Origin of the sequence: Myxococcus hansupus, assembly GCF_000280925.3 — a bacterium.
Taxonomy (GTDB): Bacteria; Myxococcota; Myxococcia; order Myxococcales; family Myxococcaceae; genus Myxococcus; species Myxococcus hansupus.
Genome location: NZ_CP012109.1, coordinates 634,338 through 655,134 on the forward strand (window position 1 = coordinate 634,338; position 20,797 = coordinate 655,134).

The window sequence follows — 20,797 nt, forward strand, 5'->3', positions numbered from 1 at the left end:
CGACGCGCTCCGTCTCCAGACGGTGGAGACGGAGCGACGCCGTGAGTTGGGATTAGCGGGCGGGGACGCGGAGGACGAGTCCCGCCGGGGGCCGGTTCCAGGATTGGAAGGTGCCCCAGGTCGCGAGCGTGCCGTTCTGCCTGAGCGCGATGCTCTTGTCCCAGGCCCAGCCCGCGACAGCCGCCGCATCCGTCAGGTTCGCGGGCGGCGCTGCCTGGCCATGCTCGTTGTTTCCCCACGCGATGACGGTCCCGTTGGAGCGGAGCGCCATGTAGTGGCGGTCTCCTTGTGCGATTTGAACGACATCGCTGAGGTCCGGCGTGCTCGCGAGGTTGTGATACGACGCTCCAAAGCCCCAGACGGCCGCTGTTCCATCCGCTCGCAGCGCCAGGGCGCTGCTGTCCGTCAGCGAAATGGCGACCACGTCGTTCAGCCCCTCCGGGACGTCGAGCATCCCGGAATCGGCTCCTCCCCAAATGACGACGGTGCCATCCGCCTTGAGCACCAAGGCGTTGTGGTAGCCCGCGGAGACCGCCACGACATCCTGGAGCCCTTCCGGCACATTCCAGGCCTCCGAAGCCCCTTCTCGGATGATGCGGACCACCGTCCCATCGCTTTTCAGGGCCAGGAGCAGGGTTCCGTACGCGCTGATGTCCACGACGTCCCTCAGCCCCGCGGGAACCGGCGCTTGGTCCATGGTTCCCCACTTGACCACGGTGCCATCCGCCTGCAGCGCCACGGCGAAGAGCAGCCCCGTGCCAACGCTCACGACGTCGGAGAGGTCCTCGGGGATGAGGGAGAAACCGAAGCTGCTGGTGGATCCCCAGACGGTGACCGTGTTGTCCGGCAGCACGCCAATCCCCCAGTGCGTGTCATACGCCAGGGTCCGTTGCCGGAGCACGCGGAGCGAGGCCGTCACGGTGGGACGCCAATCCACGCCCGTCACCATGGCCAGCTCGTGCACGCCCGGGGCGAGGTGTCCGGGCACGCGGACCACCACTTCCGTGTCCGACCAGCCGAGGTATTCCTGGACGTCCACACCGCCAATGGAGATCCGGACGTCTCCACGCTCCTGCCCGAAGTGGGCGCCCTCCAGCCGCAGGTGGCCGCGCTGGACCGCGAGCTTGGGCGCGGTGAACACCGGGGCTCCCAGCCGATTCAGGGACAGGTCGGCGGACGCGGTCTCGTTCAGCCGGACCACCACCTGCGCCTGCGCCCGCGTGTAGTTGGAGCGGCGGGCCGTCACCGTGTACGTCCCCACGGGGACGTTCTCGAAGAAGAAGCGGCCCTGGTCGTTCGTGGTCGTCTGGCCACTCAGGCCGGAGAGAAAGACTGTGGCGCCGGAGTGGAGCGCCTCGCCTTCGAGCCGGACCGTGCCCTCCACCGTGCCGCGCTCGCGCCGCAGCGTCACGGAGAGGGATGTGCTCTGCTCGCTACGGACCTCCACGGCTTGCTCATGCCGCAGGTAGCCCGCGCGCTGGAACTCCAGCGAGTAGGTGCCCGGGATGAGGTCGTTCAGCGTGAAGCGCCCCGCGCCATCCGTGGTGAGGGTGCGGCCCAGCTCCGCCACGGAGACCGTGATGCCGGAGGGGAAGGCGCCGTCGTCCAGCGCGACGGTGCCCGCGATGCTGCCTCGCGCGAAGCGGAGCGTCAGGTCGACGGAGGTCTGCTCATCGGGGCGCACCTCCACGGCCTGCTGCACGGAGGAGAAGTCCTGCTTCTGGGCGTTGAGGGTGTACGGACCCGCGGGGATGCGACCGAAGGAGAACTGTCCCTGCGCGTCCGTGGTGGCGCTGAGGCTCGTGCCGGTCAGCGTGACGAGGATGTCTCCCGGAGCGCCGCCGCCCTCGAGCTGGATGACGCCCGCGAGCTGGCCGTACAGGTGCTCCAGCGTGAAGGAGACGGCGGGCGTCACGCCCACTTGAATCTCCACGGTCCGCTGCACCTGGGCGTAGAAGTTCCGGCGGGCCGTGAGGGTGTAGGTCCCCGGGGTCACGTTGTTGAAGGCGTACTGGCCCTGCGCATTCGTGGTCGAGGTGAGTCCCGCCTCGTCCAACGTGACGGTGATGCCGGCGTGGTTGCTCGCGCCCTGGAGCTGGATGGTGCCGGCGAGCTGGCCGTACAGGGGCTCCAGGTTGAAGGAGACGGAGAGCGTCACGCCCGCGCGAACCTCCACCGTCCGCTGCACCTGGGTGTAGGCGTTCCGGCGGGCCGTGAGGGTGTACGTCCCCGTGGGCACGTTGCTGAACGTGTACCGGCCCTGCGCATCCGTGGTCGAGGTGAGTCCCGCCTCGTCCAACGTGACGGTGGTGCCGGCGTGCTGGATCGCGCCCGTCAGGCGGATGTTCCCCTGCAGGTTCCCGCGCAGGCGGGCCAACGTGACGGAGACCGTGGCCGTCGCGCCGGCGCTCACCACCGCGGAGCGCTGGACCTGTGCATACAAGTCCCTCTGGATGACCAGCGCGTGGGTGCCCACGGGGACGTTCTCGAAGGCGTAGCGGCCCTGGGCATCCGTGGTCGCGGTGGCGCCGGACGCGGTCATGGTGACGGTGGCGCCGGAGTGGTCGCTCGCGCCCTCGAGCTGGATGACGCCCGCCACGCGACCCTGCGTCCGGGTCAGCGTGAAGGAGAGGGTGGCCGGGGCCGCATGCCGCACGGAAACGGGCTGCTCCGCCGTCGCGTAGCCTTCCTTCTGGGCGCGCAGCGTGTCGTCGCCCTGCGGCAGGTTGGTGAAGGAGAAGCGGCCCTGCGCGTCCGTCGTCGTGGTGGCGCCCGAGCGCACCAGGGTGAGGGTGACGCCCTCGGGGCTCGCGCCATCCGAGAGCTGGACGGTGCCGGACACATCACCGCGTCCAAGCGACATCGTCAGGGTGACTGCGCTCTCCTGGTTCGCGCGCACCTCCACCGTCTGCTCCGCGTCCAGGTAGAGGTTCCGCTGCGCCAGCACGGTGTACGTGCCCGTGGGCACGCCCTCGAAACGGAAGTGCCCCTGGGCATCCGTCGTCGTGGAGGCGTTCGCACCCACCAGCGTGATGAGGACGCCGCTGGGGTCGTCCGAGCCTTCGAGTTGGAGGACGCCCGTCACAACGCCGCGCTCACGCAGCAGGGTGACGCTGACGAAGTGGTGGTCTCCCGCTTCCACGGTCTCCGTCAGTTGGGCGGAGACGTAGCCCTCCTTTTGGAACTCGAGGGTGTACGTGCCGGCGGGCAGCCCGCTGAAGCGGAAGAGGCCCTGCGCGTCCGTCGTGGTGGTGGCGCCCGACTCCACCACGCTCACAGTGACGCCCGAGACGTCCTCGCTGCCCTCCAGGTCGACAGAGCCTTCCAGCTCGGTCCGTGACCTCTGGAGTTCGAGTGTCACGGAGGCCGTCTCACCGGCCCGGACTTCCACGCTCTGCCGGACGTCGCCGTAGCCGGACCTGCGCGCGACCACGGTGTGGGTGCCCGGGGTGACGTCCTCCAGGCTGAACTGGCCTTCGGCGTCCGTGACGGTCGTCAGCGTGGTGCTTTCGAGGCTGACGCTGATGCCGCCGTGGTCCGTGGCGCCCTCGAGGAGGGCCTCTCCCGTCACGCGTCCAATCTGCGTCCCGGAGTCGGGCCGCGTGCCGGCGTCGGGTGTGGGGTTTGTTGGCGTGGATGACGGCTCACACGCGGAGAGGGCCAACAGCAGGGCCCAGAACAACGAAGGTCTGGCAAGACGCATGGGCAAACGGTCCCGATGAGGAGGACAAGAAGACCCAGCTTCGGCCTGGCAGGTCCTCGGGGTGGCGCTGTGACGGCGGCCCGTGCGTTTGATTCACACAGCGGACGTTTTCACCCCGGCCCGTGCGTCCGGCTCCGTCCCCAGGAGGGACGGAGCGGCGACGTCACGCATGGACTACCAAGCAGGAACGCGCAAGACCAGATCAAACGGTGGCAAAGCGAAGAGTGGGCCCGTGTAGCCCCAGAGCTCGAGATGGCCATCGCGCCGGATTGCGATGTTCAGCCAGTTGGCCCGGCCCGCGACCGCGGAGATGGGGCCCAGGTTCGCTGGAGGCGTGGCCTGGCCATGGTTGTCGTTCCCCCACGACACGACGGTGCCGTCGGCGCGGAGGGCCACGTAGTGAGACAGGCCGCCCGCGATGGCGACGACGTCGTCGACCTCGGGCATGCGCGTTGATTGCGGCGGCAGCTCGCCCCAGAACACCAGGGTGCCGTCGGCGCGGACGGCCAGGCTGGAGCTGTTCGTGGAGGCGATGCCCACCACGTTGCTCAGGCCGGCGGGGACGTCGGACTCGCCCCAGATGTTGGCGCCCCACGACACCACGGTGCCGTCCGCCTTGAGCGCGAGCGTGTGGTTCTCACCCGCGGAGAGGGCCACCACGTCCTGGAGGCCCTCGGGGACCGAGGACTCGCCGAGGCCATTCGTCCCCCACGCGACGACGGTGCCGTCCGCCTTGAGCGCCGCCGCGAACAGATAGCCCCCTTCAACGGCCACGACGCCGGAGAGCCCCGCGGGGGCACCCAGGGCGTGGAGGCTCGCGCCCCACGACACCACGGTGCCGTCCGCCTTGACCGCGAAGGCCGTGCCGCTGGACGCGCCCACGCTCACCACATCCGAGAGCCCCTCGGGGACCTGCTGGATGTTGCCCAGCGGGTAGGACTCGCCCCAGACGAACACTTCGTTGGAGGGACGGATGCCCATGCCCCACGACTCGCGGTAGGCGAGTGTCTTCTGCGGCAGCACCCGCACGGAGGCCGTGGCGCTCCGCCGCCAGGAGACGTTCGGCGTCATGACGACGTCCAGCGCGCCCGGTGCCACGTCGTGCGCCACGCGCGTCACCACCTGGGTGTCCGACCAGGAGATGAAGTCGGTGACGCTCCTCCCGCCCACGGTGACATCGATGGCGCCGGGCTCATCGCCAAAGCCAGCGCCCGTCAGCGTCATGTGGCCGCCTTGGACCGCGAGCATGGGCGCGGCGACCTGGACGTCACCCAGGCGTGCCAGGGACAGGTTGACGGAGGCGGGCTGCTCCCCGCTCACGTCCAGCGAGGTCTCCGCCCGCGTGTAGTGCGGCCGCCGAGCCGTCAGCGTGTGGTGCCCGTCCCGAACGCCTTCGAGCACGAAGCGCCCCTGGGCGTCCGTGGTCGCGGTGACGTCCTGGCCCGCGAGCGAGACGGCGACGCCCTCGTGATTGCTTGCGCCTTCGAGCTGCACGGTGCCGGCGACGATGCCCGCCGAGCGGCGCAGGGTGATGACGACGTCCGTGGTGGCCTGGCTGCGGACCTCGACGGACCGCTCCGTCACGTTGTAGCCGTTCCACCAGGCGGTCACCGTATAGGTGCCAATGGGGAGGTTGCTGAAGGCGAAGCGGCCCTGCGAATCCGTCAGCATCGAGGTGTTGGTCTGCACCACCGCCACCGAGATGCCCGACGTGGTGGGGGCGTCCTCCAGTTGGACCACGCCGGAGATGTGTCCCCGGGCGATGGACATCGTCAGGAGGAGCTGCTCCGTCGCGCCCGCGCGCACCGTCACCGAGCGCTGAATCGTGGTGAAGCGGTCCTTCTGGGCCTCCACGGTGTAGGCGCCCGTGGGGAGGGCGTTGAAGGAGAACTGGCCCGAGGCGTTCGTGCGCGTGGTGTAGGTCGTCCCCACCAGGGTGACGGTGATGTCCACGGGCGAGGCCGAGCCCTCCAATTGGATGACTCCCGCGATGCCACCCCGCTCGCGCGCCAGCGACAGCGACACGGTGGCGGCCTGGTTCTCCGTCACCTGCACGGTCTGCTGCGCCAGGGCATAGCCGCTCATCCGCGCCTCCACCGTGTGCGAGCCCGCGGAGATGTTGGTGAGGGTGAAGCGCCCCTGACTGTCCGTCGTCGTCGTGGCCCCCGTGCCGGCCAGCGTGATGGTGATGCCCGAGTGGATGCTCTGTCCTTCGAGCAGGGCCGTGCCTTCCACGCGGCCCCGGGCGATGACCAGCGTGAAGGCGACGGTGGCCGCGGCGCCCGTGCGCACCGTCACGGCCTGCTGCTGCGTGGCGTAGCCCACCCGCTGGGCGGTCAGGGTGTAGTTGCCCAACGGCAGGCCGTTGAACGTGAACTCGCCCTGCGAGTTCGTGGTCGTGGTGGTGCCCGTCTGCGTCACGGTGATGGTGACCCCTGAAGGCGTCGCGCCGTCCGCCAACTGGACGGTGCCCGCCACGTCCCCACGCACCAGCACCATGGACATGGTGACCTGGCTCGACTGGCCCATGCGCACCGTCACGGGCTCCTGCACGTCCACGAAGAGCTCTCGCCGGACGCGCAGGGTGTACGTCCCCGTCATGATGTTCTCGAACCGGAAGTGGCCCTGGGCATTCGTCGTCGCGGTGGCGCCCGCCTCCACCAGGGTGATGACGGCGCCGCTGTGGTTGGTCGTGCCTTCGAGCTGGATGGTGCCCGCGATGCTGCCCCGCTCACGGGTCAGCGTCGCGTCGAACAGGGTGGCGCCGGTGCCGCGCACCTCCACCGTCTGTCGCGCCGTGACGTAGTCCGTCCGCTTCAGCTCCAGGGTGTAGGTGCTCGAGCCCAGGCCGGACAAGGTGAAGTGCCCGGCCGAGTTCGAGGTCGCGGTGGCGCCTGTCTCCACCACGGTGACGATGACACCCGAGGAGTCCAGGACCCCTTCCAACCGGACGGTGCCTTGAATCGAGCCGCGGCCCCGCTGGAGGTCGAGCCGCACGGAGGTGGCCTGCCCCGCCTGCACGGTGATGGACTGCCGGGCCTCCGAGTAGCCCGCCATCCTCGCCACCAGCATGTGGGTGCCCACGGGCGCGCTCTCCAGGGTGAAGCGGCCGTCGGTGGCGCTGGTGGCGCTCTGTCCGGAGCCTTCCAGCGAGACGCTGACGCCTCCGTGGGACGAGGCCCCTTCCAGGTAGACCTGGCCCGTGACGCTGCCTGCCTGCGTGCCTGAGTCGGGCGTGCCCGCGTCGGAGGGGGTGGAGACCGAGCTACAGGCGGAGAGGGCCAGCAGGAGGGCCCAGAGCCAGGAAGGGCGAACGAGGCGCATGAAAGGGTGGTCCGTTCGAGGAAGGAGTCAGGGGTGAAGGCCCCCCGGAATCCAGGGGCGGCCGCCGAGACGGTACCTGGATTCCGGAATTTACGATGCAGGGTGTGTTGGACGGCGTCGGGCCCCAGCCTACCCTTGCTGCACCTTGTCAGGGCGGTGCGGCTGCAATACGCCTAGAGGCATGTCCACCGCCGCGCTCCCCGCCGACTTCCTCCAGGCCATCACCGAGGGCTTCCCCTCAGACTTCCTGACCCGGGAGCCCGCGGAGCTCCTGGAGTACGGCCGCGACTGGACGCGCGTCTACACGCCCGCCCCGGCGGCCGTGGCGCTCCCCCGGACGACGGAGGAGGTCGCCCGCCTGTTGGCCCTGTGCCACCAGCACCACATCGCCGTGGTGCCCTCGGGCGGCCGGACGGGGCTGGCGGGCGGCGCGGTGGCGACCCGGGGCGAGCTGGTGCTGTCGCTGCGGCGGATGACGCGCATGGGGCCGGTGGACCTGCTCGGCAACACGGTGCGCGTGCAGGCGGGCGCGGTGACGGAGGCGGTGCACCACCACTGCGCGGAGCACGGCCTCACGTGGCCGGTGGACTTCGCGTCCAAGGGCTCCAGCACGGTGGGCGGCAACATCGCCACCAACGCGGGCGGGGTGAAGGTCATCCGCTACGGCCTCACGCGGCAGTGGGTGCTGGGGCTCCAGGTCGTCACGGCGCAGGGCGAGGTGCTGGAGCTCAACGGCGCGCTGGAGAAGAACAACACCGGCACGGACCTGCGGCAGCTCTTCATCGGCAGCGAGGGCACGCTGGGCGTCATCACCGAGGCCACGCTCAAGCTCACCCAGCTTCCCGGCAAGCAGGACGTGTTCCTCTTCGCCGTGCCGGACGTGGCCGCGGTGCTGCGGCTGTTCCGCGACGCGCGCCGCCAGCCCGCCTTCAGCATCTCCGCCTACGAGTTCTTCACCGACAAGTGTCTGGCCCGGCTCCAGCGCCACCGCACGCTGCGCCCGCCCTTCGAGTCGCCCAGCGGCTGCTACGTGCTGCTGGAGGTGGAGGCGAAGGACGCGGCAGCGGCCGAAGGATGGCTGGGCTCGCTGTTCGAGCGCGAGCTGGTGACGGACGGCGTGCAGGCCCAGGGCGCGGCGCAGGCGGCGGAGCTGTGGGCCCTGCGCGAGGGCATCAGCGAAAGCCTGTCCGCCACCGGCCTGCCGCACAAGAACGACATCTCCCTGCCGGTGGCGGGCCTGGAGGCCTTCTGCGCGGAGCTGGAGGCCGTGTTCAGCGCGCGCTACCCCGGCTGGGAAATCTGCCTCTTCGGCCACATTGGCGACGGCAACCTGCACGTCAACGTGATGAAGCCGGACGCCATGGACAAGGCGGAGTTCCTGGCCCACACGAAGCAGGCGGACCCCACCATGTTCGCGCTGGTGCAGAAGCACGGCGGGAGCATCTCCGCCGAGCACGGCATCGGTCTTCTGAAGAAGGACTACCTGGGCTACTCGCGCGCGCCGGCGGAGCTGGCGCTGCTGCGCGCCCTCAAGCGCACCCTGGACCCCCAGGGCATCCTCAACCCGGGCAAGGTCGTGGATGCCTGAGGGCGCCGGGCGTCAGGACAGGATGCGCGTCTTGATGTCCGTCTCCAGCCCGGCGATGGCCTCGCACACCGGGGTGGAGACGTCCTGGTCCAGGTCCATCAGCAGGTAGCCGATGTTGGCGTCCGTGCTGAGCACCTGGGCGTGGATGTTGGCGTTGAGGTCGGAGACGATGCGGTTGATGTCGCGCAGCACGCCCGGGATGTTGCGGTGCACGTTGAGGATGCGGTGCGTGCCCGGGATGAGCGGCGACTCGACGTTCGGGAAGTTGACCGCGCCCGTGCTCGCGCCCGCCTTGAAGTACTTCAGCAGGCTGGTGGCCACCTCCTTGCCGATGGAGGCCTGGGCCTCCTCGGTGGAGCCGCCGATGTGCGGCGTGAGGACCACGTTGGGCAGCCCCTGGAGCGCGGTGATGAAGCCGTCCGAGTTGCTCTCCGGCTCCTCCGGGTAGACGTCCACCGCGGCGCCGCCCAGGTGCTTGGACTGGAGCGCGCGCGCCAGCGCGTCGATGTCCACCACCGTGCCGCGGCTGGCGTTGATGAGGCACGCGCCCTTCTTCATCTGGGCGATCTGCTCGGCGCCCATCATCATGTGCGTGGTGGTCAGCGCGGGCACGTGGAGGGTGACGAAGTCAGACGCGCCGAGCAGCTCCTCCAGCGTGACGGCCACCTGCGCGTTGCCCAGCGGCAGCTTGGTCATCACGTCGAAGTAGAGGACGCGCATGCCCAGCGCCTCGGCGATGACGCCGAGCTGCGAGCCGATGTGGCCGTAGCCGATGATGCCCAGCGTCTTGCCGCGCACCTCGTGGCTGCCGGTGGCCACCTTGCGCCACTGGCCCGCGTGGACCTCCTGGCTGCGGTCGAAGAGCTGCCGCGTGAGCACGATGATTTCCGCGATGACCATCTCCGCCACGCTGCGCGTGTTGCTGAACGGCGCGTTGAAGACGGGGATGCCGTGCGTGTTGGCGGACAGCAGGTCCACCTGGTTGGTGCCAATGCAGAAGGCGCCAATCGCCAGCAGGCTCTCCGCGTGCTCCAGCGCGGCGACCGGCACCGTCGTCTTGCTGCGGATGCCCAGCAGGTGCACGCCCTTGAGCCGCTCCGCCAGCTCCTCCGGCTTGAGGGCGGAAGACGCGCGCTCCACCTGGAAGCCCTCGGCGGCCAGCATCTCGCCCGCGGACGGGTGGATGTTCTCCAGCAGCAAGGCACGGAAGGGACCGTCACTGCTGATGGGGCGCGTCGGAGAGGGCGGGAACAGGGGAGTGCTCATGGCGCCTTGCGTTAGACCTGGGCCTCGGGGCTGTCAAGGGTGGGATGGGGCGGCGGCGCCCGAGGCGTCCGCCAGCCACCGGCACGTCCAGGCACGGCGGGCGGCCTTGCCTGGACGGGGCGTCATGAGGTGGGGAAGCGGGGCTCTTCGAAGGCGTCGTCCTTCCACGTGTGCTGGGTGAAGGCGGCGGTCCCCGCCCGGGTCGTCGCCGTGCAGCGGGTGATGTTCGCGGCGGTGAAGAGGCACGGCTCCGCGTGGGGGAAGGACAGGGCGGCGGCGGTGAAGGCGCCGTTGATCATGCCCGCGTCGAACTGACCCGCGCTGAGCAAACGGTAGAACTCCCGGCTGAAGGGCAGCGCCTGGGAGGTCTGGTAGCGGCTGCGGAAGGCGATGACGTAGCGGGTGCCCTGGTCGATGAAGAGCTTGGCGAAGCGTCGCTCCCAGCCAATCAGACAGGAGCTGAAGAAGGCGAGCAGCCGAGGCGCGTTCTGGCCGCGTTTGAAGGCCCGTTGGACCTGCTCGTAGGTGAACTCGACGTCCCGGCTGGAGTCGTTGATGTCCACGGTCCACTGGATGACGCTCGTCAGGTCATGCCAGTACGTCTGCGGGGTGATGAAGTTCTTCTTCGCCCACGCGGTGAGGGACTGCGCGTCGAAGTTGGTGCGCACGCAGAGGTCCTGCTCCTCGGTGGTGAGCCTCTGCACCTTGGTGTTGTCGCTCCGGCACCATGTGGGGTAGCGCGGAATGGCCATGTCCATGGACGCGAGCCGCGAGCCGTGCCGGGAGCAGCGGACGTTGCCGTGGGTGACGTGGTGGTAGATGTCGCAGTCCCCCAGGTCCGTCATCCACGTGTCGAAGTTCGCGTTCTGGTTGAAGTGGCGCTCCCGGAAGGGGCCCCGTGAGACGCGGGTGAACGCCTCACTCACGTTGGACAGCTCCACGTCCCACTGCAAGCCAGGGTCGGCGCGGTCGTAATAGAAGAGCGTCTTTATCTGGTCGGGCGGGGTGGCCGTGTCGAGCGTGAGGATGTCGGCGTGGGTGATGTCCCAGCCGCGCAGCTTGAGGTTGCACTTGCCGCAGAAGTGAGGGTCGTAGGTGTTCGCCGCCTGGTGCGGGTATTGCGGCCGGGCCCCGTCCCAGTCGGGGTAGCTCATCATGCAGTTGTGGTCGAACTGGTCATGGTGCTGTTTCACCACGCCCATGGATGCCTCGTGGTGGGTCAGCCAGAAGCAGTGTCCGACCTCGTGGGTGAAGACGAAGTCGGCGTTCGCGTTCACGCGCTGGTCAATGATGCCCAGCAGGTCATTGTTGCCATTGGAGGTCGTGGGGACCTCTCCAATCTCCGACGTCTCGAGCGCGTTCCGGATGTCGTCCGACAGCATGTATTCCAGCATGACGATGCCGCCGCACGGCGCGTGGCCGGTGCGGATGTTGTCGGAGATGAGCGAGAGGAGGAATCCGCCGGCGCTGGCGACATTCGGCGTGGTCACCATCTCGTTGAACATGTCGCTGACGAACATGAAGATGTTGTCTTTGTCGGTCGAGGAGAGCACCGCGACGGGGTTGAGCCGCACGACGGGGCTGGCGTCATGGACGTTCAGGGTGTCCAGCAGGCCGACGACACTGGCCACGGACGGTTTCACATTCGTCCGGATGTGGTTGAACCAGTTCGCGTAGTCCGCGTTGTTGATGACCTGGGAGATGCGCCGGTACAGCGTGTGGGTGAAGTCGACGTCCAGGTAGGACTCCGCGTAGCGGGCCCGGCATTTCTGCGGCAGTTGCCCATGGTTGCGCAGGGGCCAGCCCACGACGCCGAAGACCTCCACCCGGCGCCAGACGACGATGGGCTTCGTCTCGAACTTGCAGACGGGATTGGCGATCTCGAGCGCGGCGGCGTTGCCGCGGCCCTCGTAGCTGAGCCGCGCGCGCACCTGGTAGCGGTCGCCGCCAATCAGCGAGGGCTGGAGGTAGATGCCCGAGCGCCCCACGCGGGCCAGATGCTGGCCGGTGTCCGTGCAGGCCGGCGCCCAGAGCACCTTGTTTCCGGCATCCTCCGTGGGCACCGCGTAGGGCGCGTAGGGCTGGGGCTCGCGCCAGAAGGGGTTGCGGAAGTTCTGCGCCCGGGTGCGGATGCCGCCGTAGGCCGCCGGGCAGTTGGTGCTGCCGAGGTTGCGCTCGAGGTCGACGTAGTCGCTGCGCAGGACGCGGTTGATGTAGGCCCGCGTTCCCGAGTGCAAGCGGTCGTTCATGGGCAGGTGGGACACGTCCTCGCCGGGTTCGAGCGCGGACCAGTCCACCCGCACCGCGCCCACGGCCTGGGGGGCGACGACGCGGCGGTTGTCATGGCCCTTGAGGTAGATGACGGCTTCGAGCGGCACGAGCGGGCGGTTGAGCTTGCCGGCCTCGCTCGCCGTCTTGTTGTGCAGCGCGGCCCAGTTGACGGGGGCGTTGCCCCGGCCGGGCGGAAGCTGCCGCATGAATTCGTCGGTCCGGTTGGCCAGGTCCTCGTCGAAGCCCACGGCCTCCACGTAGACCCGCAGCGGAGCGCCGTTGCCGCCCAGGGCCGTGCCGTCCGGGACGGGGACGCCCTGGTCGTCCGCCAGGGTGGGCCGCGCGCCATGGTGGTGTGCCAGCGCGCCATCCAGCGCATCCTCGAACTCGAGGTTCGTGGGCGCGGGGAGGATGCGCAAGTCGCCGTGGTTCCGCCGGAAGCGCTCCTTGGCCTTGTTGAAGTAGTCCGGCGTGACGGACGCGCGCGCCGGCGGCCCCGCGTAGTACCCGAGCTGGTTGAGCTTGTGGCAGATGCTGTCCACCGTGCCGCGGACGAACACCGCGCCCGAGGCCAGCCAGGGGCCGCGGACGACGTCCACCGAGTGGTAGAGGACGTTGACCTGCGCGGTGCTGGGGGGCGGGGGCGGGAGGACCACCACCACGTCCTCACGGCGGGGCTCGTCGTCGTGCCGGAGGGCCTCACAGGGCACCACGCTGTCCAGCTCGCTGTTGGGCAGGTCCTCGGGTTGGCGGAGGTCCTCGTCCTCGTCCGCCGCGATGACGGCGTCCACCCGGAGCGTGTACGGCGCGCGCAGGGGCGTGGCGAAGGGTTCGTGGACGGCGTCGTTGCCCACGTTCAGCGCGCCCGTCCAGTCCAGGGGCGCCGGGCCGCCCTGACAGTCGAGCGCGGCGGAGCGGTACACGACGGCGCCCGCGTAGTCCCTCACCTCCAGTTGGACGGAGACGAGCCGGCCCGCGTCGGGCGGGTCGTAGGTGACGGCGAGCGTCTCCTGGGAAGGTGCGAAGTGCGTCCAGGCGCAGCGCAGGGGCAGGTAGGGCATCGTCAGGTCGCGGGAGTGGAGCGCCTGCGGTACGGCCGCAGGTAGTGGCGCTCAATCCAGTCCATCTTTCGGGAAGGGGTGAGGTACGGCCGCGCGAGCACCGCTTGCGGCCAGACGTGGACGGGGTCCGTGTCGAAGTGCTCGCCCAGGCACACCTGGCAGGCGATGAAGCGCGCCACGTCCCAGCGGCGGGTGAGGCCATGCGTGCTCGCGGCGGTGATGCCGCGCTCGGTCCGGGCGCGCAGCTCCGGCTCGCCCAGGTCCGCGCATTCTCGCGGGAGCTGCGCGCGCAGGAAGCGCATGACGCTGGCCACGTAGACACCGCGTGCCGAGCTGTCGAGGCACGCCATCTGCTCGGTTCGAATCCTCAGCACCGCGCACACCCCGGGACTGAACGTCGGAATGTGCTGAATTTAACGTTTTGCTGGGATGCGCTTCAACGGGCGAGGGCGCCAGACGCAGCAGCGGGGCGGCCCCTCCGTGAAGGAGTGACGCGCCCCGCCGTGCTCACGTCCTGGGTGAAGCGTGACTACTCGATGGTCCAGGCCACGGTGCCCGTGCAGCTCGTGTTGGCGTAGCAGCCCGCGCGAATCTGGTACGCGCCGCCCGCGCCGGCCGGCACCTTGTAGCTGGCGCTGGACAGCTTGCCGCAGCCGGTGCCGTCGTCGTTGGTGGCCACCTGGGTGCCCGCGGCGTTGTACAGGCGGATGAAGGTGTCTCCGGTGCCGGAGGCGCCCGCCACGTTGCAGGTGCCGAAGGAGAGGCGCTGGCCCGCCGTCAGGTTGACCGTCTCGTTGGTGGTGTTCTGCCGCGCGCTGTTGGAGTTGACGGCGCTGTAGTTGAACGTGCCGGAGGTGGCCGGCGGCGTGCTGGTGCCAATCGTCCACGCCACGGTGCCGCTGCAGCTCGTGTTGGCGTAGCAGCCCGCGATGATTTCGTAGGCGCCCGCGGCCACGGCGGTGAGGGTGACGTTGGAGCCACGGCCCGAGTCGCAGCCGTCATCGTTGGAGGCGACCTCGATGCCGCTGGGGCCATTGACGCGCAGCCAGGTGTCGCCGGTGGCGGCGGCGCCCGCGACGCCGCAGGTGCCCACGGTGAGGCTCTGGCCGGCCGTGAGCTCCACCACGTGACGGGTGGTGTTCACGGTGGCGTTCTGGGTGTTGCCGGCCGTGAAGGGGAAGGTCGTCTGCGGCGGCGGCGTGCTGTTGCACAGCCGGACGCTGGTGTTGGCGGCGCAGAAGGCCTCGATGGCCGGACGCACGTAGGTGATTTCCTCGCCGGCGCACCCGTTCTCCGGGCACGTGTTCACGACGAAGCAGCCACCCTGCTGCACGTAGTCATCATCACCCCGCACCAGGATGCCGGCGATGGTGTGGTTCGCCATGTCATAGACGGCGGAGCCGGAGTTGCCGCCGAAGGTGTCGGTGGTGGCGACGAAGTAGTCCACCGTGTTGGGGCGGCCGTTGCGCACCCGGCCGCCGGAGTCAATCTTGAGCGGAATGCCGCTGCCCGAGCCGATGACGGCCACGTTGGTGCCCGTGGCGAGGGCGGTGTTGCCCGGCCGGATGGGGGCCGGCGTGAAGCGCGGCGTCGCCGGACGGTCCAGGCGGATGATGGCGTAGTCCAGGGTGCGGCCGTTCGACGTGTTGTCGCGGCGCACGACAATCTCCCGGCAACTGAAGATGTCCTGGGTGGTCATCGTCTGCACGGAGTTCGCGTTGGGCCGGTAGAAGTTGAAGGCCCACTTGAAGGACGCGCAGTCGCTCGCGTTCTCCACGCAGTGGCCGGCCGTCAGCAGCAGGTCATCGTCGATCAGCGTGCCCGAGCAGTAGCCCGGCGACGGGTCGTTGTAGAAGCGCTGGCTGGAGCAGACGCCCAGCTCGCCCAGCGTGGGGCTGTCGAAGACGACGTTGTTGGGGTTCGTGTCGTCGATTTCGTACGGATCGACCATGACGGCGCTGGCCTGCATCGCGTACTGCCGCAGGACGGCGTCCGGGTGCTCGTAGACGTCCATGCGGTCGTCGTTGCCATAGACGACCGGCTGCTCCGTGGTCCCGCCTCCAACGGAGTCGGACGCTTGCTCCGGCCCGCAGGCCGTGGCGGAGAGGGTACACAACAGCGCGCCGAGCAGTTTCCTGCTGGCGCCGGTCCGGGGGATACGCATGAGACGACCACTCCTACGGGAGATGTGAGGCCCGGCCCCTTCCGGGGTGGGCCGCCGCAATATATGTGAAAAAAGGCGGCCCTGCTGTCGAGTGGACGTCACAACTCCGGGGCGCTCAGTCCGCGTCGGGGTTCCGCAGCCACTGGAGGGCCTCCCCCCGCGTTTCGAAGGTCCGTGTAGGGATGTTCAGCATGGCCCGCTTCGTCATGCGCCAGGCCTGGAGGCCGGAGGGGGCGTCGCTGACCACCCGGGCCGAGCGCTTCATGCCATGGAGCTGGGCGTAGGCGTTGAGGCTGGCCATGGCCGTCACCACGTCGCTGGGCATCACGCGGAGCTGGGACTGGTCCACCAGCGCCGACCACTCGCCGGCCAGGGCGGTGATGGCCTTCTTCACGTCGGCCAGGTACTCGGACAGGTCCGCGGTGGTGACTTGCGGGGGATAGACGACCTCGAGGATGCGGTCCTGCGAGTGAACGGTGATCTGGAATGGCATGACGGTGACAGGCTCCGGGCGGGGCGCGCCATCCTAGCCGCCGCTGGTGACACGTCTAGAGCGGGGGGACAGAAGGCCTCGCGGAACCCGCCTTGCCCGAACCTGTCCGGAAGGGCCGGGAATGTCAGACCCACCTGGTACTGACGTCCTTGCCGTTGCTCCGGTACCGGCGCGCCGAAGGGGTGCGCCGGCGGTGGCAACCGGCAAGGGGGTTTCATGAACACGAAGTTGTACGTCCTGGGCGCGGTGCTGGGCGCCGCCCCGGGCCTGCTGCCGGTGGTGTCGGCACCGCCGGTGGCTCCGTCGCAGGAGTCGCGCCAGGACTCGCGCGGGACTTCTCGCAAGGGCCGGGGAGGCGCCGCGGGCGCTCCTGGCAACCACGCCGTGGTGGCACCGCCGCCGCCGGCGGAGGACGCACCCAAGCAGGATGCGTCCGTTCCCAACGAAGGCCGCACGAGGGGCGGAGGTGAGCTGGAGGCACCCCGTCACCCCTGCGAGGCCATCACCATCATCCAGGTGCCCTGCGACGCCGCGCAGGAGTCCTGTGAGTACACCTACTGGCACTGCCCCGAAGCCGTGAATCCGCTCCGGGCGTGATGAAGTGAGGAGCGCACGGGCGGCCACATTCCGCCCGTGCGTTTTCTTTTGGGCGCGCTGTCCGCCGTGCGCATTTCCCGGGCAGCGCGTGTCCGTCTTGCTTGACACCCCCGGTGCCCCGGCGGAAAAGCCCGGAATCACAGGCGGTCCGGCCATTTTCCTCAGAGGCCGCCAGGGGAGCCCGGCATTGAAGCTCGCGACGCTCAAGGACGGAACCCGTGACGGCCGCCTCATCGTCGTCAAGCGGGACAACACGGCCTATGCGCTGGCCACCAACGTGGCGCTCACGCTGCAAGCCGCGCTGGACGACTGGGAGACGAAGGAGCCGCAACTGCGCGCGCTGGACGCCCAGTTGGAGGCGGGCACGGTGCAGAGCCGGCCGCTGGATGTGGGCGGGCTGATGTCGCCGCTGCCGCGCGCGTATGAGTGGGTGGACGGCAGCGCGTACCTCAACCACGTCATCCTGGTGCGCAAGGCGCGCAACGCCGAGCCGCCGGAGACGCTGAAGACGGACCCGCTGGTGTACCAGGGCGGCTCCGGTGATTTCCTGGGGCCCACCGACGACATCCCGCTGGCGGACGAGGCCTGGGGGTTGGACTTCGAGGGCGAGGTCTGCGCCATCCTCGGCGACACGCCGCAGGGCACGCAGGCGGCGGACGCGGGGCGCCACGTCAAGCTGTTGATGCTGGCCAACGACGTGTCCCTGCGCAACCTCATCCCCAACGAGCTGGCCAAGGGCTTCGGCTTCTTCCAGAGCAAGCCGGCCACGGCCTTCAGCCCGTTCGCGGTGACGCCGGACGAGCTGGGCTCGGCGTGGCATGACGGGCGCATCCACCTGCGGCTGCGCTCGGTGCTCAACGGGCAGCAGGTGGGCGACACGGACGCCGGCCCGGAGATGCACTTCTCCTTCTTCGACCTCATCCAGCACATCAGCAAGACGCGCAGCTTCACGGCGGGCACCATCCTGGGCAGCGGCACGGTGTCCAACGCGGACCGCGAGCGCGGCATCTCGTGCCTGGCCGAGCGCCGGATGATCGAGACGATTGAAGAGGGCGGGCCCAAGACGCCGTTCATGAAGCCGGGCGACACCATCGACATCGAGATGTCGGACGCGGCGGGCAACAGCGTGTTCGGCCGCATCTCGCAGAAGGTGGTGAAGGGGCCATGACGGGCCTTCGGCTCTACAGCTACTGGCGCTCGTCGGCGTCGTGGCGGGTGCGCATCGGTTTGCACCTGAAGGGGCTGAAGTTCGACTACGTGCCGGTGCACCTCGTGAAGGACGGCGGGGAGCAGCACGGCGCCGCGTACCGGGCGGTCAACCCCATGCGCTCGCTGCCCACGCTGGAGTGGACGGAGGCGGATGGCTCGGTGCGCCGGCTGTCGCAGTCGCTGCCGGTGCTGGAGTATCTGGAGGAGCGCTTCCCGGCGCCGGCGCTGCTGCCCGCGGACCCGTTCCTGCGCGCGAAGGCGAGGATGCTGGCGGAGATGGTGAACTCCGGCATCCAGCCGCTGCAGAACCTGTCGGTGATGCAGCGGCTCAAGCAGGAGCTGGGCGCGGACGACAAGGCGTGGTCGGCCTACTGGAACGCACGGGGGCTGGAGGCGCTGGAGGCGGCGGTGCAGTCCACCGCCGGGCGCTTCTGCGTGGGCGACACGGTGTCGCTCGCGGACGTGTGCCTGGTGCCGCAGCTCTACGGCGCGCGCCGCTTCGGCGTGGACGTGGCGGCGTACCCGACGCTGCTGCGCATCGAAGCCGAGTGCCAGTCGCTGCCCGCGTTCCAGGCCGCGCAGCCCGACCGGCAGCCGGACGCGGTTCCCGCCTGAGTCCCATGGAGCGGTCGCGCCTGTTCGGGCGCGACCGCTGATGGGGGCTGCGTGGTGGGCGCCCTGGTTTCGGGAGGGCTCAGCGCGGGGTGAGCACGGCCTGGCAGGTGTGGACCTCCTGCTCGGGGGAGGACGTCTCGTGGGCCGTGCACGCGAGTCGGAGGACGCCGTCTTCCTGGGTGGGTCTGCAGGTCCGGTTGACCCGGTGGTGGCGGGGCTCCTCGTCTTCCCTGGGCTCGGTGGTTCCGTCGCTGTTCAGGGAGAGGACGACGTCGTACTCCGCCAGGTACCAGGAGCCTTCCGCCAGGGCCACGCGGCCGAAGGAGGTGTCTCCCGTCGCGGGCAATCCCATCCGTTCCTCCACCTCCACGTCGAGGGTGCAGTCCTCCTTGGGGGTGCTCACCCGGAGGACGCCCGGCTCGCCGCAGGTGTTCTCACTCACGTCGTAGATGACTTCCTGGGCGGCATGGTCGCAGCGCCGTCCACCGTCCGCGACGAGCAGCACGGCGGTGGTGGCGAGCGCGGCGGTGGCGGCGAGGTTCGACAGGATGATTTTCACGTGGAGGCTCCAACAGGTGGGGACTGCGCTTCACGGGAGGCGGCTCGGCTGAAGCGCACCGCTCCCCAGACAAGTGGCAACACGATGAGGTCGGTCGGGTCGGCCCAGGCGCGGAAGGCCGTGATGCCGAGCGGCGCTCCAACGGGCGTCAGCAGCGCGGAGAAGAGGTCCGCGGCGGGTTGGGACACCTTCAGCGCGGTGAAGAGGCACGCGGTGATGCCCGCCCCCACGGCCACCCGGCGCTCCCTCGGCCAGCGCGTGAGCAGCGCCAGCATCGCGGACAGGTAGAGCGGCAGGAAGAAGCAGAGGGCGACATCGGACAGCTTGCCGGTGAGCGCGTTGTGGAATGCGGGCTTGAGCCAGCGGTCATTCACGGCCATCAGTGCCACCGCGCCCAGCGGCAGCGGCGCGAGGAACTCCGGCATCGCGGGAAGGCGCTTCATCGGATGCCCAGGTCGCTGGTGAGGGTGCGCAGGATGATGGCGTCCGTGAGGAACTCCACGGGGGCTTTGTCGTCGGTCAGCGGCTCGCCCGGGGGCACGGGCTTCAGCTCTCCCGCCACGCGCTTCGCCAGCGAGCGCAGTGACGCGGGCAACGACGCCGCGCGGGTCTCGAGCCGCTTCGAGAGCCCCGGCGCCCCGGCGAAGAGCAGCGTGTTGCTGTGGTTGCGTGCGTCGGCGGCCTGGACCTCCGGAAAGACGGTGGCCAGCGTGGCCCCCACCGCGTCCACCACCGCGCGCTCCTGCTCGTAGCGCCCCACGTTGAAGCAGGCCACGCCGCCGGGCTCGAGCCGCGCGGCCACGGCGGTGGCGAACTCGCGCGTCGTCAGGTGGAAGGGGACGTAGGGGAAGCGGAAGGCGTCGACGAGGATGACGTCGTACTGGCGGGTGTCGCTCGAGAGGAAGGCGCGCGCGTCCCCCACGTGGACCTCCACGTCGGAGGGCAGGCCGAAGTGGCTACGGCCCAGCCGCACCACCTCTGCGTCCAGCTCCACCCCCACCACCTCGACGCCGGGATAGGTCGCACGCAGCCCCTGGGCGCTCGTGCCCGCGCCCAGGCCCAGAATCAGGACGCGGGGCGCCCGAGGCTCCTTCTGCGCCATGACCGGCGCCAGCAGGTAATGCCCGAAGACTTCTTCATGCACGGGCATCCCGTGCCGATGGATGCTCTGCACCGCGTAGCCTTCATCGAAGACGAGGTGGCGCGTCCCGGTTCGGCTCTCCAGAACCTGGATGAAGGTGTAGGGAGACTCGGCCACGGCCACCGTCCCGGGCCGGTAGGGGAGGGCATGGGCCCCCAACGCGAGGGCCGCGACGGGCACGCCCACCGCGGGCAGTCGCCACCGCCACCCCAGTCGCCACGAGGCCGTCAGTCCCAGCACCATCGCGAAGAGGGCCATGGTGCGCGCGGTGCCCAGCAGCGGCAGCACGACGAAGGCGGCCAGGAGTGTTCCCGCGATGCTGCCCACCGTGGACGCCGACGACAGCCGCCCCGCGTGTTCGCCCGCGGAGGTGACACCCGCGAGCCCCACTCGCAGCGCGTAGGGGCCCACCGCGCCCAACACCAGCAGCGGAGGCAGCGCCACCAGGACGAGCAGCGCCACGCGGCCCAGGGACTCCGCGACACGTCCCTCCAGCACCGCGCCCATCGCGCCGGGGAGCAGCACCCTCGCGAGGAAAGGCAACAGGGCCAGGGTGAGCGCGGACAGGCAGAGGGCGCCCAGCAGGGGTTCGAGCCGTCCCGTGCGGTCCGCCGCGCGGCCTCCCAGATGGGCCCCGAGCGCGAGGCCCCCCAGCACCAGGGAGATGAGAGCGGCCCATACCGGCGTGCTGCCGCCGAAGTAGGGCGCCACCAGCCGGGACGCCGCCATCTCCGACGCCATGACGGTGGTACCGGTGACGAAAGACAGCCATGTCAGCGATGACGTAGGTCGCATGTTCGGACGCT

The 20,797-nt window shown here is 69.7% G+C and carries 14 protein-coding genes; 4 read left to right on the top strand and 10 right to left on the bottom strand.

Translation table 11 applies throughout. The annotated features are described in order from the left end of the window. Window positions 1-52: 52 nt before the first annotated feature. Together A176_RS37755 and A176_RS02645 are read right to left on the bottom strand one after the other, a co-directional pair. Entirely contained in the window at window positions 53-3,703 is a 3,651-nt protein-coding gene (locus A176_RS37755) for a carboxypeptidase regulatory-like domain-containing protein (RefSeq protein WP_002636926.1), read from the bottom strand. 174 nt (window positions 3,704-3,877) lie between these two features. Then, the gene (locus tag A176_RS02645) at window positions 3,878-7,027 is read right to left on the bottom strand and encodes a carboxypeptidase regulatory-like domain-containing protein (protein ID WP_002636925.1); all 3,150 of its coding nucleotides are present in this window, start codon (window positions 7,025-7,027) and stop codon (window positions 3,878-3,880) included. 181 nt (window positions 7,028-7,208) lie between these two features. On the opposite strand from A176_RS02645, the gene A176_RS02650 reads away from it, so the two are divergent. Next, window positions 7,209-8,615 carry an FAD-binding oxidoreductase gene (locus A176_RS02650; protein ID WP_002636924.1) on the top strand — a complete coding sequence of 469 codons (1,407 nt, stop codon included), beginning with the start codon at window positions 7,209-7,211 and terminating at the stop codon, window positions 8,613-8,615. Window positions 8,616-8,627: 12 nt separating this feature from the next. Here the strand turns inward: A176_RS02650 and serA are convergent, their stop codons facing one another. From serA to A176_RS02675, 5 genes are all read right to left on the bottom strand, one after another. Continuing rightward, window positions 8,628-9,881 carry a phosphoglycerate dehydrogenase gene (gene serA, locus A176_RS02655; protein ID WP_002636923.1) on the bottom strand — a complete coding sequence of 418 codons (1,254 nt, stop codon included), beginning with the start codon at window positions 9,879-9,881 and terminating at the stop codon, window positions 8,628-8,630. Between the two features lie 122 nt (window positions 9,882-10,003). Next, entirely contained in the window at window positions 10,004-13,213 is a 3,210-nt protein-coding gene (locus A176_RS02660) for a hypothetical protein (protein ID WP_002636922.1), read from the bottom strand. Window positions 13,214-13,215: 2 nt separating this feature from the next. Then, complete coding sequence (locus tag A176_RS02665; protein ID WP_021781153.1) at window positions 13,216-13,587, bottom strand: hypothetical protein; 372 nt, start codon at window positions 13,585-13,587, stop codon at window positions 13,216-13,218. Window positions 13,588-13,742: 155 nt separating this feature from the next. After that, the gene (locus A176_RS02670) at window positions 13,743-15,377 is read right to left on the bottom strand and encodes a trypsin-like peptidase domain-containing protein (RefSeq protein WP_044889753.1); all 1,635 of its coding nucleotides are present in this window, start codon (window positions 15,375-15,377) and stop codon (window positions 13,743-13,745) included. A 115-nt stretch (window positions 15,378-15,492) separates the two neighbouring features. Beyond that, entirely contained in the window at window positions 15,493-15,870 is a 378-nt protein-coding gene (locus tag A176_RS02675) for a SpoIIAA family protein (RefSeq protein WP_002636918.1), read from the bottom strand. A gap of 216 nt (window positions 15,871-16,086) precedes the next feature. On the opposite strand from A176_RS02675, the gene A176_RS02680 reads away from it, so the two are divergent. The 3 genes from A176_RS02680 to maiA all read left to right on the top strand — a co-directional run bounded on the left by A176_RS02680 (window position 16,087) and on the right by maiA (window position 18,291). Then, window positions 16,087-16,467, top strand: coding sequence for a hypothetical protein (locus tag A176_RS02680; RefSeq protein ID WP_002636917.1), 381 nt, complete (start codon window positions 16,087-16,089; stop codon window positions 16,465-16,467). Between the two features lie 187 nt (window positions 16,468-16,654). After that, on the top strand, window positions 16,655-17,635 hold the full coding sequence (locus A176_RS02685) for a fumarylacetoacetate hydrolase family protein (RefSeq protein WP_002636916.1): 981 nt from the start codon (window positions 16,655-16,657) through the stop codon (window positions 17,633-17,635). Further along, a complete protein-coding gene (gene maiA, locus A176_RS02690) occupies window positions 17,632-18,291 on the top strand; it encodes a maleylacetoacetate isomerase (protein WP_002636915.1) in 660 nt (219 codons plus the stop codon). The genes A176_RS02685 and maiA overlap by 4 nt, the downstream gene beginning before the upstream one ends. Window positions 18,292-18,370: 79 nt before the next feature. On the opposite strand, the gene A176_RS02695 is transcribed toward maiA, so the two are convergent. From A176_RS02695 to A176_RS02705, 3 genes are read right to left on the bottom strand one after another with little or no spacing between them, the layout of a single operon-like run. Further along, entirely contained in the window at window positions 18,371-18,850 is a 480-nt protein-coding gene (locus A176_RS02695; RefSeq protein WP_002636914.1) for a hypothetical protein, read from the bottom strand. Continuing rightward, window positions 18,847-19,293, bottom strand: coding sequence for a hypothetical protein (locus A176_RS02700; protein ID WP_002636913.1), 447 nt, complete (start codon window positions 19,291-19,293; stop codon window positions 18,847-18,849). Before A176_RS02700 ends, A176_RS02695 begins: the two co-directional genes overlap by 4 nt. Further along, window positions 19,290-20,786 carry a spermidine synthase gene (locus A176_RS02705; protein ID WP_002636912.1) on the bottom strand — a complete coding sequence of 499 codons (1,497 nt, stop codon included), beginning with the start codon at window positions 20,784-20,786 and terminating at the stop codon, window positions 19,290-19,292. Before A176_RS02705 ends, A176_RS02700 begins: the two co-directional genes overlap by 4 nt. Window positions 20,787-20,797 lie beyond the last annotated feature (11 nt).